Here is a 14,750-nt window from a genome sequence, read left to right as displayed (position 1 = left end):
TTATGAAGTTTCCCCGTATTCTCCTTGCCCTTGTTTTAGTATTTGGCATTTCATGTAAAAAGGAAGACAATCAAGCCGCAATTGATTCTATCATCGGTCATTGGCATATTTTAGATTTTCAACCAGATGCAAATAGTCCCGAGAATGAATCACAGTTGGCAAAATTAGCTATTGCAGAGTTAATAGCTAGGCCATGTGACCCATTGGAGTACACTTTTAAATCTAATGGTGCAGTGATATATAAAGATGCCATGAAATATTTGGATATATCTATGGGAGATAATGGCGTGGAAGTGGAATGTGCATCTAAGAGCGATTTAATTAATGGCACATTTGATTTTGATGGTTCAAACTTAACGGTAGATTATATTGATGGACAAAGTTATAGCTTTGCCGCCGCTCTTGAAGGTGAAAACTTTACGGTTCGAGTTTCCGATTTATCTGTTAATGGAGTGCTTTTGCAAGGAAAATTGATATTTATGCGAGAGACTGATGTTCATAATTAGTATGACTTAATGCGCCTCCAGCCAATTCGTTCCTACCCCCAATTCTACGTCCAAAGGAACAGACAGCGTGTAGGCATTCTCCATCTCAGCCTTTACCATAGCTTTTAATTTGTCCATTTCGGGGTTGTAGACATCGAAAACCAATTCATCATGCACCTGAAGCAGCATTTTGGACTGGTAATTTTCTTCAGCCAGCTTTTTATGAATGTTAATCATAGCTAATTTGATGATATCAGCAGCGCTACCTTGAATAGGTGCGTTCACCGCGTTTCGTTCTGCAGCTCCGCGAACGATGGCATTACTTCCATTAATGTTTTTTAAATATCTGCGTCTTCCCAAAACGGTTTGAACATAACCATTATCTCTAGCGAAATCAACTTGCTCGCCCATATAATTTCGAAGCTTAGGATAGGTCTTGTAATAGGTCTCGATAAGTTCTTTCGCTTCTGATCGAGAAAGGTCTGTTTGATTGCTCAATCCAAAGGCAGAAACACCATAGATGATACCGAAGTTTACGGTTTTGGCATTACTTCTTTGTTCACGCGTTACTTCCTCTAGTGGAACATTGAAAACCCTTGCGGCGGTTGAAGCATGAATATCTTCTCCGTTTTTGAAGGCTTCTATCATTGTGGTTTCCTCACTCAATGCGGCAATAATTCGCAATTCTATTTGGGAGTAATCGGCGGCCAGTAGGGTATAGTTTTCATCCCTTGGAACAAAAGCTTTTCGCACTTGTCGTCCCCGCTCTGTCCGAATGGGAATGTTCTGCAAATTCGGATTATTACTACTTAATCTTCCGGTTGCGGCCACGGTTTGCATATAGTCTGTATGTACTCGACCTGTACTTTCCTCTACTTGCAAAGGAAGGGCATCAACATAGGTGCTTTTCAGTTTTGACAGACCTCTGTAATCCAAAACATTTTGAATAATTTCATGATCTTTAGCTAAATAGGAAAGAACATCTTCTGCTGTTGAATACTGTCCTGTTTTGGTCTTTTTAGGTTTGTCGACCAGTTTCATTTTGTCAAACAGGATTTCCCCGAGTTGCTTTGGAGAACCAATATTGAATTCCTCTCCAGCAGCCTCGTATATTTTTGCTGTCAGGTTCGTGATATCCGTATTCAAATCATCCGAAAGTGAATTAAGAAATTCTTTATCCAGATTAATGCCCTCCAATTCCATGTCGGCTAGAACATGCAAAAGAGGAATCTCAATATCATTGAACAAGTCCTCTGTGTTTGCTTCCTTTAATTCAGGTTTGAAATGTTCGGCCAATTGCAAGGTAATGTCGGCGTCCTCAACTGCGTATTCGGTTTGTTTTTCCAAAGGAACATCGCGCATCGAGAGTTGGTTCTTTCCTTTTTTACCAATCAAATCGGTAATTGAAACCGGAGTATAATTTAAATACGTTTCTGAAAGCACATCCATATTATGGCGCATATCAGGATTGATAAGATAGTGCGCTAACATGGTGTCAAAGAACTTTCCTTTTACCGTGACATTGTACTTACGAAGTACCTTAATATCATATTTTAAATTCTGACCAATCTTCTCTATATCTTCCGATTCAAAGAAAGGTCGCAGCTCTTCAATAAGCACTTGAGCTTCGTTTTTATCTTCAGGAAAGGGAATGTAAAAGCCTTTTGTAGATTCCCAGGAAAAAGCAATCCCAACCAATTCTGCAGTTAGCGGATTGAGTCCGGTAGTTTCCGTGTCAAAACAAACGGAAGTTTGTTTCATCAAATTCTGAACGAACAACTTCATCGCCATTCCTGGAGCGATACTTTGGTAAACATGCGCCGTATCAGCAATGGTTTTTCTGCTATTATGGTCTTTTAAAGTTCCGGCTGCTTCCGATGGGTCACCTCCGAACAATGAGAATTGTCCGCCGCCGGCTTCTTTTGGTTGTCCCTTAGGAATTGGTGCGCCTTCAGTATCCTTTTTCGGTTCTTCAATTTCTCCAGAAAATATTTTGATAAACTGGTCTTTTAGTCTTCTGAACTCGAGTTCCTCAAAAATGGTCTGCACTTTTTCATTATCAGGCTCGCACATTTCATAATCCTTGGCATCAAAAGTTACGTCAACATCAAGGCTAATGGTAGCTAATTTTTTCGAAAGTAAGCCAAGCTCCCCGTTTGCTTCGACCTTCTCTTTCATCTTGCCTTTAAGCTTGTCAGTATTGGCAAGAAGGCCTTCCATAGAACCAAATTCTTCTAAGAATTTTTTGGCAGTCTTATCACCTACTCCAGGTAATCCGGGAATATTATCACTGGCGTCACCCATCATTCCCAAGTAGTCAATTACCTGCTCAGGTCGTTCGACTCCAAATCGTTTTTGAATTTCAGGAATACCCCAAATTTCGATACCGTTACCCATTCGAGCAGGGCGGTACATAAATATGTTCTCAGAAACCAGCTGACCAAAATCTTTGTCAGGCGTTACCATAAAAACCTTGTAATCTTCTTTTTCAGCTTGTTTGGCCAGTGTTCCTATTATATCATCAGCTTCCCAACCTTCTTTGACGACAACGGGAATATGCATCGCGTTAAGAATATCCTGTATATAAGGAACCGCAATTCGAATAGCATCGGGAGTTTCACTTCGATTCGCTTTGTATTCAGGGAAAAGTTCAGTTCGCTCAGCACTTCCACCTTTGTCAAAACAAACGGCAAGATGGTCTGGTTTTTCACGTTTGATTACATCAAAAAGCGAATTCATAAAGCCCATTATGGCTGAGGTATCCATGCCTTTTGAATTGATTCTTGGGTTTTTTATGAGTGCATAATATCCTCTAAAAATCAATGCGTATGCGTCAAGTAAAAAAAGTCGTTTTTGTTCTGCCATTTTAGCTTTTTTTTGAAGGATTTCAAAACTACAAATATTATCTTCTTCCTTCTATTTATGACTTAAGAAATGATTCCGAAGGATTGTTCATATGTCCCTCCTCTGAGTAGGTTCGATAGGTGAAACCAGGTTGAATGCAATACCCACCGGTTTCTCCTTTTTTATTGATAGCGATAAAACCGATTTGAAAATCAGTTCGCCCCTTATTTTTAGACATGATGCGCTTTACGCCTTCTTCACAGGCTTCCTGTGGAGACTTCCCTTGTCGCATTAATTCGACAATTAGAAAACTGCCCACGGTTCGGACTACTTCTTCTCCTACTCCTGTTGCCGTGGCTGCACCTATTTCGTTGTCGACAAAAAGTCCGGCACCTATTATTGGAGAATCGCCAACGCGGCCAGCATATTTATAGGCCATGCCGCTGGTGGTACAGGCTCCTGAAATATCACCCTTTTTATCTATTGCCAAAATACCAATAGTATCGTGGTTTTCAATATTGATAATGGGCTTGTACTCTGATGTTTTTTTCCATTCTAGCCATTCTTGTTTGGATTGCTCTGTAAGTAGATTTAATTTTTCAAAACCTTGCTCATAGGCGAATTTTTCGGCGCCTTTTCCTGCAAGCATTACGTGTGGCGTTTCTTCCATGACCTTACGCGCTACTGAAACAGGACTAGCAATATTTTGCATCGCTAAAACCGCTCCGCAGTTTCCATTTTTGTCCATAATACATGCATCCAAAGTAACATTGCCGTCTCTATCAGGTCTTCCGCCAATACCTACCGTTTGGTTGTTTACATCGGCTTCTTCGACCATGGCCCCTTGCTGAACTGCATCTAACGAATCTCCTCCATCTTTTAAAACCTCCCAAGCTTTGGCGGTAGCGTTTTCGAAATTCCAAGTGCAGATCGCTATGGGGCGAATGGTTAGGGCTATATCGCCAGTATCGATCTTTGTATCCGTTTCATCCTTGCAGGAAGCAATCAAGGGAGCGGAAATCAATCCTGCGGCGGCGGCACTTGAATTTTTTAGGAAGTTTCTTCTTTGCATCGATTTTGGTTGTTTATTTTAGAGAAATAAATATAGGTAAAATGCTAGTAGAAGTTTGTGCTAATTCATTGGAATCTGCTTTAAATGCAGAAAAGGCTGGAGCAGATAGAATCGAACTTTGCTCGGAACTTGCAGTTGGTGGAATTACCCCATCTTATGGACTTTTAAAAGAGGTTGCCAAGAAAATTTCAATTCCGATTCGTGTACTTATTCGTCCACGAAGTGGAGATTTTACCTATTCTGATGACGAGTTCAATATTATGAAAGAAAATATCAAGCTTTGTGGTGAAATGGGCTTTGATGGAATCGTAATAGGAATGTTACATCCCAATTTTGTTTTTGATGAGAACCGTTTTTGGGAGTTGGGTGAAATGAACCACGGTCTCAAAACTACCTTTCATCGCGCTTTTGATTGGGTGCCCGACCCAATTTGGGGACTCGAATGGATTCAAAGTATGGGTGTCGATACCATATTAAGCTCTGGACAGCAAAAGACTGCGGTTGAAGGTATAGATCTTTTGTCTGATCTTCATGATATGGCATCAAGTACTGTAATAATGCCCGGTTCTGGAATAAAAGCTAGCAACGCTCATTTGTTTAAAGAGAGAGGATTCAAGGCAATACATTTATCAGGGGTTGAAATGAAGCAGAAGCTTTTTGAAGATCCCAAAGTTGAAATGAACTCTCCTAGTATGTTGTCAGACGATTCCATACCTGTATCGAATTTTGAGGTGATTCAGGAAGTTATCAAGGCCGTTAAATAAAACCTAATTGCAATTCGCTTGAATTCGATTTAAAATACCTTTGCCAAAATATTGAATATGCTTCGTTGGATACTTTTTATAGGGTTCTACCTCCTTTTAGGTTTTTATACTTTACAGGCTTTAAAAACAGCATCTCGCCACCCTTGGGTGCATTGGACTTTTATTGCTCTCTCTCTTTTGATTATCGGCAATTTCATTTTTCAATTTACGGTAGGAGAAGAACCGGGTCGCGTTTTGAGTCGCCCAAAGAGCTATGCTTTTGGCTTTTTAATTGCCATGCTGGCGTTTCAAATAATTACCGTACTATTTCTTTTTTCTGAGGATATATTTCGAGTGTTATCGGCTGGTTATAAAAGATTTGCTGGCAGTGAAAAAGAGTTCAGTTTTGGAGAGAGAAGACGTTTTTTGAGTTTAATCGGACTAGGTATTGCAGCTTTGCCTTTTGGAGCCTTGTTATATGGAATGTTCAGAGGAAAGTATAATTTCAAGGTGTTGAAGTATACCATGGAATATGAGGATCTTCCAGATGCTTTTGATGGTTATCAGATTACCCAAATATCTGATGTGCACAGCGGAAGTTTTGACAATCGGAAAAAGATTGAATATGCCATTGATTTGATAAATCAACAGGAAAGCGATGTGCTCTTATTTACCGGGGATATGGTAAATAACAAGTCTGAAGAGATGCACCCTTGGAAAGAACTTTTTTCTACTTTGAAAGCGAAGGATGGAAAGTATTCTGTTTTAGGAAATCATGATTATGGAGATTATATCGCGTGGGATACCCCAGAAGCTAAGTCGGCCAATTTAGAAGATTTAAAAAGTCTTCAAAAGGAAATGGGCTTCGATTTGATATTGAATGAAAGTCGCTATTTGCAGAAGGGAGGCGATCGTATCGCACTAATTGGAGTTGAAAACTGGGGTAAAGGAGGATTTAAAAAGGCAGGTGATTTGCAGAAAGCAAAGTCTTTAGTTGCAAAAGAGGACTTTAAAATATTGATGAGCCACGATCCTAGTCATTGGGAAGAAGAAGTTGTGCCAGATGATTATCATTATCATCTGACTTTAAGCGGACATACCCATGGAATGCAGTTTGGCATAGAAATTCCCGGATGGATTAAATGGAGCCCTGTTAAATGGCGCTATAAGCAATGGGCAGGTATCTATGAGGAAATGGGGCAATTCATAAATGTAAACAGAGGTTTTGGCTTTTTGGGTTATCCAGGTCGATTTGGTATTTGGCCGGAAATCACGGTCATAACCTTGAAAAAGAAATCCTTAACATGAATTTAACTCGGTTAAAGCCCCAAAAACCTACAATACTTCTAGGAATTTAACAATTTTTACTACTTTTGACGTGTAACCCAATGATATACATATGTCAAAATTTGGTGAACTTATAGATTTAAAGGTTCCGGTATTGTTAGATTTCTATGCCGATTGGAACGATCAATCCACTGCTATGCATCCTGTTCTTCGCGATGTTGCGGCTGCTTTGGGAGATAAAGGTAAGGTCATAAAAATAGATGTGGACAAAAATAAAGAACTTTCAAACGCACTTCGCGTAAAAGGTTTGCCAACATTGATGATCTACAAAAAAGGTGAAATGGTATGGCGCCAAAGTGGTGAGCAAGATGCCAATACCTTAATAGGTATTCTTAACGAGTACGTTTAAAAGAAAGACGTCAACTCCCGAATCTTCGAGATATTTTCTTAGATTCAATAAACAAGACTGTTTTAATACTTCATATTTGCGAGTAGTTTTTGCGACGAAGCAATCTGTTTATCTTGGTCTCGTCCAGCTTGGATATATAAATTTATAGCAACTGATTGCTTCGTTTCACGCGCTAAGACGAACTATTAATTACTTGCTGGCACTAACGTTGAATCCTGAATTTCTTCTTGTATTTGAGTCGTATCAGAAATAGGAACCGTATCTGACATATCAGGGTCTGAAGTGTCAACAGGCGGCCTTCCTTCATCTATTTCATCCTTATAGAAGTGACTGAATTTATCAATGTATTCATTGAAAATCAAAGTTTCTTTCTCAACAAATTCTCGATCATTATTGGTAATGAGCACGTCAATATTCCTACGATAGGCTTCCATGTCGCCGATGATGTCATCAATTTTGTCATACTGTTGGTCTAAATCTGTATTCGCAGCATAGTCTAACCTTTCCTGATATTTTACTTTCAAACGCTCGAATAGGGCCCTTGCTTTGGTGGTTTCTCCCACTTTATAATATCCATCAACAAAGGGCTCCACCAAAGTGTAATACCCATATTGGTCGATAGGCATATTAGTCATTGAAATATCGATTACTTCTTTTGCTTTTTCGATTTTACCTTCTTTGATTAAAGTCTCCATTAAACGCGCCAGGTTTCCTCTAAAGGTAACACCTTGAATACGCGTCTGCGTATCGTGGTAGATATCTGGGTCACCTGAATTACCCCAATCCCAGTTTTTGACAATATTGTACATGAGGTCCGTATCAATCCTTCCCATTTCAAAACTGTTCGGTCTCTCTGTTTTAATGGGGACTAATTTGTACGCCAAACCATCCAATTGTAGATAGTCTTTCATCCATATAAATTCCGCATCATCAAAACTTCCGCCAGAAAAATAGATAGGCCTTTTCCAATCGAAGTTGGCCATAATATCTAGCATCATCATGCTCTTTTTGGTAATGACACCAGGCAGTTGAATGTCAATATAATCAACCAATAGTGCAGAGTCTTTTTCTTTTACCAAACCACTTTCCAGAGCATTTTTCTTGTTTACCGGAATACGCAATTTTCTAGTGGGGTAGTACACAAAGTTCAATACATCTTCTGAATATTCAGAAGTATCAGCACCCATCTGTTCCAAATAATATTTGAACTTGGTTTGTGGTTTATCATCATTTACCCATTCGATAAAAGCTTGAACACTCCAAGTACTTTTAGAAACTTCTTTATTAAAGATTTGATCCGCGTTTTGATGATACAGCACATCTCTATTTCCTGTACGGTATTTTTCATGCGCTATTTGTGAAGGGATAGGGTCACTTTCGTAGGCTTTGCGTTTCATTTGATCTACATACCAATCTGTCTCAAAAAGACTAGTGCAGACTACACGTACGTCTGTTCGATAGCCTTCAATTTCTTGGGCGTACCAAAGTGGAAAGGTGTCATTGTCCCCAATAGTAAATAAAATAGCGCCCGCGTCTTCTTGACAAGAGTCGAGATAGGCTTTCGCGGTAGATTGAGCAGTAAATTTGTTTGAACGATCGTGATCATCCCAATTTTGAAATGCCATTAGAAATGGTACTGCTAAAAGACAGATTATGGTTATGGCGGGTGCGGCAATTTTTGCGCTCAGTAATTTCCGAATTTCATCGAAAAGCCCATAAACACCTAATCCTATCCAAATCGCAAAAATATAGAATGAACCCACTAAGGAATAATCACGTTCCCTAGGTTGAAAGATGTAGGGGTTAGTGTAAAACTGTATTGCTATTCCTGTAAACATAAAGAATACAAAGAGTACCCAAAACTGTTTCGGGTTTTTGGAGATTTGAAATACCAGTCCGATAATTCCCAATAACAGCGGCAAAAAGAAATACGTATTTCTTCCTTTGTTGTTTTCGATATCGCTAGGTAAATTCTCTTGGCTACCCAACCGGATACTATCGATAAAGTTGATTCCACTAATCCAGTTGCCATTTTCGTTGTAGCGACCTTGAACGTCATTTTGTTTTCCAGTAAAGTTCCACATAAAATAGCGCCAATACATGTAGCTAAATTGGAACTCGAACATATATTGAATGTTCTGCCAAAGGGTAGGGGGTTGTACCTCAATGTACTCATCGAAACGCTTTAAGAAGCTGATATACTGCTCGGCGTCAATTTCACCGTTGTCGTAGCCATCTTTTACTTGTTTTACGGCCTTACGTAACTCTTCATTAGATCGCTTCATTTTAAAGTCAAGTCGACCGAAATATTGCATATAATTTTCCGCGTGCTGGGTGCTCCACATCCTAGGCAGCAGGCCTACATGGTCCGGGCTCGGGCTTTGGTCGGCATCTTTATAAAAATTTACTATGACGTATTTGCCTGATTTCTCATCACGCTCATACTTGGGCGCTAAATCTCTTTTTTCTCCAGCCGGGGCAAATAAATCAGAATAGTAGGCACCATAAACTGGGCTATCAACACCTGGGTATTGCTCACGATTGTAATAGGCAAGGAGCGAACGAGCATCAGACGGATCATTCTCGTTAATCACTACATTGGCATTTGCGCGAATGGGAAGCATAATCCAAGAAGAAAACCCTAAGAGCAAGAACATCAAACAAAGTACAATCGTATTTGCTGCTTTGAAATCGTTCTTTCGTGTATAACTCAATCCAAAATAGAAGGCTGCGATGAATAAGAGTCCGACGATGATTGAACCGGAATTAAAGGGTAGACCAATGTCATTAACAAAGAATATTTCACCCTTTCCAAAAAGCATTAGAACAAAGGTCAGTGAGAATTTGTACACCAACATTAAAATGGCAATTACGATAATATTGGCGAGTAAAAAGTTTTTTATTGTAGTGTTTTTGTACGTCTTAAAATAATAGAGAAGACCAATGGAAGGTATGGCAAGAAATCCCATAAATTGAATTCCGAAAGTGAGTCCTACAACAAAAGAAATCAAGACAAGCCATCGATTTCCCCTTGGGTCATCTAAATTGTCTATCCATTTTAATCCCATCCATAATAGCGCTGCCATAATAAAACTTGCCATTGCGTATACTTCGGTTTCCACTGCATTGAACCAAAAACTATCGGAAAAAGTAAAGGCCAAACTTCCCACAACGCCGCTGCCCAAAACCGCCATTGCCTTGCTATTTGTAAGCGTATCTTTTTTGTCAATTATCTTTCGGGTTAGATTGGTAATTGTCCAAAACATGAATAGAATGGTAAAGGCACTTGATGCCCCCGAAACAAAGTTTACCATTCGAGCTATCAATTGATCATCACCAAAAGCAAACATGGCGAAAAATGCCCCAATCATTTGCATTAGTGGTGCTCCTGGAGGGTGACCAACTTGTAATTTTGCCGAGGTGGAAATGTATTCACCAGCATCCCAAAAACTGCTTGTGGGTTCAACCGTGATGAAGTAAACGATAAAGGCAATAAAAAAGACGGACCACCCTAGAATAGTGTCCCATTTTTCGAAGTTCTTTGAAAACATGTATCAAGTGTTATGTTGAGCCAGTTTTAGTCGGCCCAAGTCTTGTTCTTTTTCACCAGTACTGCGTTAAAAAATGATTCCGTAGCAAAGGCTATGCACTAATTTTTTGTCTAGTTCTGGCAAAAAATAACTACGACTTAACCAACACAACGGACTAAACATAACACAGGTGTTTAACCGATGGGGCGAATTTAGGAATAAATATAGATATGCGAATAGATTTTTGATAAACCTTTAACAGCCAAAAAGGTGCATTTTTTTATATAATTGTAATGTAAAATGTTTGTGCAAACCAAACATTGTTTTAAATTTGCACGCTCGAAAGCTGAACTTGGTTCAGTTTCTAGAGATTGGCCCATGGTGTAATTGGCAACACTCCGGTTTTTGGTACCGTCATTCAAGGTTCGAGTCCTTGTGGGCCAACGAAAAGTCCCGATACGAAAGTGTCGGGATTTTTTATCCAGTTTTACCTTATTCTATTTTAGTTATTTTACTCTTATAGATGAAGGCGTCTTCAATATCGAATTTTGATTCTTGTAAGTATGAATTCCCCTCGGTTCCTGTTATTCTGACAATCAAATCAGGTGTTGGCTTGTTCTTAGGTCTAGAATTCCAGAAAGCTGTATTTCCTTCTAAAAATTTTAGTAGATAACTACAATCATTAATCCATTCAATTTTAAGTTTCACTTCTTTTTGGCCATATTTTTCAGTTTGAATTGTATCATTCCTCTGAATCTCTGCCTTTAAAATGCCATTTTCGATATTTTGAAATTTCCCAGTTCTAAAGTTTTTACAATTTTCCTGCGAGTAAGCTGAAGTTAATCCTAAAACCAATAGTATATAAAAAAATGCTTTCATAATGATTGCCAATTCGTTTTAATATGGGTGTAACCATGAATTATTCCAGTTCACTAACGCAATAATTAAGGGTTTTGGTGTAATGAGGTATCTTTTTTGGAATACTTTAGTCAGCGGGCAACTCACCGTCAATATCCAAATCTTCCATAGAAATACCACCATCTGTTTCAGGATTTTCCAAAACGTCTGGCTCAGGAGATTCTATGGCTTCTGATGTTTCCGAATGTTCATTCAAAGCATCTTCCGCTTCGTTGCGAAGTAAAATTTCTTCATCGATTTCATCGAGCATTGTTCCCATTTTACGCTTGTCTTTAATCATGGCCCAAGTCATTATCAAACTTGTTGCGATAATTACAAAGAGTAGAATTCCAGATTCAAAACCTTCTACTTCAGCTTGTGCAGGTATAGCATAGAAAAGCAATACGGTAATCAATCCCCTAGGAGCAATAAAAAGTTGGGGTAACATATCCTTCCCGATAAAAACACGTAGAATAACCCAGCGAATCGCATAAATAGAAATGATGATTAAAATACTCACCAACGCCACTTTTAAACTAAGAAGTGATGATAAAACTATGGTTATTCCGAAGATGACAAAAAAGAAGGTTCGAACGACGAATGCAGTTTCTAGGGTTATGATATGCAATTCATGATACATTTGATGCATACGTTCTTCTTCTAAAAATATCTTTGTTTTGCCAGGAAAGAATAGGTTGATGTTTTTGATTATCAGTCCGAAAATCAAGATAATTATTAAGGATGAAAGGTGCATCTGTTTTCCGATGGCATATAATAATAAGAGCACAGCAATCAAAAGAAATAGCTTCGCCTGACTTTTTATACGTTGAAAAATTAGGATAATGGCATAACTTGCTACAACTGCAATTACGATGGTGAGCACTAAATTTCCTGCGAAACCAACTACCCCTCCATCGCTTTCAGGGTTCAATCCTCCTGCTAGAAAATAGAACATCATGATACCGAATATGTCAGAGAAGGTACTTTCGTAGATATGGAATTCCTTTTTAGTTTCAACTAAGCCGCCTACACTAGGAATAATTATCGCACTTGAAAGAATCGACAATGGTGTTGCGTATAACCAAGCTGATTGCATGGTCATGCCGTCTATAAAATAAAAAAGAATTAGCGCGGCCACCCAGGCAGATCCTACCAAACCAATCAGTGCAATTGCCATCGATTTTAGAATAGGAATAGTCTTTTCCTTTTTGAGTTCAAGCTCGAGGGCAGCTTCTAAGACTATCATGATAAGTCCGACTGTTCCTAAGATTTCAAGAGTGCCTCCAAGGGAATCGCCAAAATTCACATCACCGTGAATGAAAAAGCCAAGCCCTATATTAATAAGTACCCCCAAAACAATCAGCATCAATACCGAAGGGATGTTTGTCTTTTTTGAAATTCCGTTAAACCAAAATGATAGAACTACGATAAGTGAAGCCCCAATAATGAGGTTGTAAGAAGACAAAATTTCCATTGGTTATTTGGTTTTTGTGATTAGAACTATGGTTCTCGATATATTAAAAATAGCATTTAATACGATATTATTGTGTCAAGTGGTGGATTATTGAATAAATAGAATCTTTGAAAAGGTAAAATTAAGTGGATCCGTAGAATTGCAGAAAAACAAAAATAAATGTATATTTGCGCGACTGAAAGGATAGATTTTTTATTCATGAGGGGACATTAAGTCCTCTTTTTTATTGCTGAAACTTTGTTTCAGCAACCCTGAAAAATTTCAGGGTCTTTCAAAATTAGATAAAAGATATGTTTAAAAAGCAGGTCGAGACACTTTTGAATGATGCATTAGAGGAAGATGGAAATCTGTTTTTGATTGATTTTTCTATCTCTACGGATAACAAAATCAATGTGGTTTTAGATGGAGATAAAGGGGTTACAGTTCAAGATTGCATGAAAATCAGTCGCGCAATTGAGCATAATTTAGATCGGGAAGAGCAAGACTTTTCTTTGGAAGTAGCTTCGGCAGGAGCCGCTTCGCCGATGGTTTTGCCGCGTCAGTATAAAAAGAATGTTGGTAGGAAAGTAGCAGTTAGAACAGCTGAGGAAACCTTTGAAGGTAATTTGACGGCGGCTACAGAAGATAATATCGTTTTAGAGTGGAAAGCACGGGAACCCAAACCCATAGGAAAAGGGAAGCATACAGTTCAGAAGAAGAAAGAGATTAATTTTTCTGAGATAAAAGAAGCAAAAGTTATACTTAAATTTTAATAGGAAACAGACCCATGGAAAATATTGCGTTAATAGAATCTTTCTCAGAGTTTAAAGATGATAAATTCATAGATAGAGTAACGTTGATGGCTATTTTGGAAGATGTATTTCGAAATGCCCTGAAGAAAAAGTTTGGATCGGATGATAACTTTGATATAATCATCAACCCCGACAAAGGGGATTTGGAGATATGGAGAAACCGTATCGTAGTTGAAGATGGTGAAGTTGAGGAGCCTAATGAAGAAATTTCACTTTCTGAAGCTCAAAAAATAGAGCCTGATTTTGAAGTTGGAGAAGATGTGTCTGAGGAAGTAAAGTTAATGGATTTAGGAAGAAGGGCAATTTTGGCTTTACGTCAGAATCTGATTTCTAAAATTCATGAGCATGATAATACTACAATTTACAAACAGTTCAAGGATCTTGAAGGAGAAATTTATACTGCCGAAGTGCATCATATTCGTCATAAGGCAATTATCTTGTTAGATGATGAAGGTAATGAGATTATTCTTCCGAAAGACAGACAGATTCCGTCTGACTTCTTTAGAAAAGGAGATAATGTAAGAGGTATTATTGAGAGTGTTGAATTGAAAGGTAACAAGCCTGCGATTATCATGTCGCGTAGTTCGCCTAGATTTTTAGAGCAATTATTCTTTCAAGAAATTCCTGAGGTTTTTGATGGTTTGATTTCTATTAAGAAAGCAGTTCGTATACCTGGGGAAAAAGCAAAAGTGGCGGTTGATTCTTATGACGACCGTATCGATCCCGTAGGTGCATGTGTAGGTATGAAAGGGTCTCGTATTCACGGTATTGTGCGTGAATTGGGGAATGAAAATATAGATGTCATCAACTGGACGAACAATCCTCAATTATTAGTTACTAGAGCTTTAAGTCCGGCACGAGTTTCATCGGTAAAATTGAATGATGAGAAAATGACAGCTCAAGTTTACTTGAAGCCAGAAGAAGTTTCTAAAGCAATAGGTAGAGGGGGTCATAATATTCGATTAGCCGGTCAATTAACGGGTTATGAGATTGATGTTTTCCGTGAAGGTGTTGAAGAAGATGTGGAATTGACCGAGTTTTCAGATGAAATCGATGCTTGGATTATCGATGAGTTTAAGAAAATAGGAATGGATACGGCAAGAAGTGTTTTAGAGCAAGATGTGGCGGACCTAGTTAAAAGAACAGATCTTGAAGAAGAGACAATTACAGAAGTTGTACGCATACTAAAAGCAGAATTAGAAGAATAGCTATATATTA

At 38.5% G+C, this 14,750-nt stretch carries 11 protein-coding genes and 1 tRNA gene; 7 read left to right on the top strand and 5 right to left on the bottom strand.

What is annotated here, in order from left to right:
• Positions 1-2: 2 nt before the first annotated feature.
• Complete coding sequence (locus FEE95_RS02405) at positions 3-506, top strand: hypothetical protein (RefSeq protein ID WP_138656232.1); 504 nt, start codon at positions 3-5, stop codon at positions 504-506.
• Between the two features lie 6 nt (positions 507-512).
• Here the strand turns inward: FEE95_RS02405 and polA are convergent, their stop codons facing one another.
• Both polA and FEE95_RS02395 read right to left on the bottom strand, forming a co-directional pair.
• Complete coding sequence (gene polA, locus FEE95_RS02400; protein WP_138656231.1) at positions 513-3,350, bottom strand: DNA polymerase I; 2,838 nt, start codon at positions 3,348-3,350, stop codon at positions 513-515.
• Between the two features lie 55 nt (positions 3,351-3,405).
• Positions 3,406-4,401, bottom strand: coding sequence for an isoaspartyl peptidase/L-asparaginase family protein (locus tag FEE95_RS02395; RefSeq protein ID WP_138656230.1), 996 nt, complete (start codon positions 4,399-4,401; stop codon positions 3,406-3,408).
• 41 nt (positions 4,402-4,442) lie between these two features.
• On the opposite strand from FEE95_RS02395, the gene FEE95_RS02390 reads away from it, so the two are divergent.
• The 3 genes from FEE95_RS02390 to FEE95_RS02380 all read left to right on the top strand — a co-directional run bounded on the left by FEE95_RS02390 (position 4,443) and on the right by FEE95_RS02380 (position 6,840).
• Entirely contained in the window at positions 4,443-5,165 is a 723-nt protein-coding gene (locus FEE95_RS02390) for a copper homeostasis protein CutC (protein ID WP_138656229.1), read from the top strand.
• Positions 5,166-5,222: 57 nt separating this feature from the next.
• Complete coding sequence (locus tag FEE95_RS02385) at positions 5,223-6,452, top strand: metallophosphoesterase (RefSeq protein ID WP_138656228.1); 1,230 nt, start codon at positions 5,223-5,225, stop codon at positions 6,450-6,452.
• A 91-nt stretch (positions 6,453-6,543) separates the two neighbouring features.
• Entirely contained in the window at positions 6,544-6,840 is a 297-nt protein-coding gene (locus tag FEE95_RS02380; protein ID WP_138656227.1) for a thioredoxin family protein, read from the top strand.
• 185 nt (positions 6,841-7,025) lie between these two features.
• Here FEE95_RS02380 and FEE95_RS02375 read toward each other — a convergent pair whose 3' ends face one another.
• The gene (locus FEE95_RS02375; protein WP_138656226.1) at positions 7,026-10,391 is read right to left on the bottom strand and encodes a protein O-mannosyl-transferase family; all 3,366 of its coding nucleotides are present in this window, start codon (positions 10,389-10,391) and stop codon (positions 7,026-7,028) included.
• 351 nt (positions 10,392-10,742) lie between these two features.
• Here FEE95_RS02375 and FEE95_RS02370 point away from each other — a divergent pair.
• Positions 10,743-10,814 (top strand) — tRNA-Gln (locus FEE95_RS02370).
• Positions 10,815-10,862: 48 nt separating this feature from the next.
• Here FEE95_RS02370 and FEE95_RS02365 read toward each other — a convergent pair.
• Both FEE95_RS02365 and FEE95_RS02360 read right to left on the bottom strand, forming a co-directional pair.
• Positions 10,863-11,249: a hypothetical protein gene (locus tag FEE95_RS02365; protein ID WP_138656225.1), complete on the bottom strand. Its 387-nt coding sequence runs from the start codon at positions 11,247-11,249 to the stop codon at positions 10,863-10,865.
• Positions 11,250-11,355: 106 nt separating this feature from the next.
• Positions 11,356-12,741 carry a cation:proton antiporter domain-containing protein gene (locus FEE95_RS02360; RefSeq protein ID WP_138656224.1) on the bottom strand — a complete coding sequence of 462 codons (1,386 nt, stop codon included), beginning with the start codon at positions 12,739-12,741 and terminating at the stop codon, positions 11,356-11,358.
• Positions 12,742-13,031: 290 nt separating this feature from the next.
• Between FEE95_RS02360 and rimP the strand changes: the two genes are divergently transcribed.
• Positions 13,032-13,493 (top strand): ribosome assembly cofactor RimP, encoded by a 462-nt coding sequence (gene rimP / locus FEE95_RS02355; protein ID WP_138656223.1) that lies wholly within the window; start codon positions 13,032-13,034, stop codon positions 13,491-13,493.
• Positions 13,494-13,507: 14 nt separating this feature from the next.
• Positions 13,508-14,740, top strand: coding sequence for a transcription termination factor NusA (gene nusA, locus FEE95_RS02350; RefSeq protein WP_138656222.1), 1,233 nt, complete (start codon positions 13,508-13,510; stop codon positions 14,738-14,740).
• Positions 14,741-14,750 lie beyond the last annotated feature (10 nt).

Origin of the sequence: Maribacter algarum (ex Zhang et al. 2020), assembly GCF_005885635.1 — a bacterium.
In the GTDB taxonomy this organism is placed as follows: Bacteria; Bacteroidota; Bacteroidia; order Flavobacteriales; family Flavobacteriaceae; genus Maribacter_C; species Maribacter_C algarum.
Note: the sequence above shows the minus strand (reverse complement) of the source record. Positions and strands in the feature narration are given on the sequence as shown.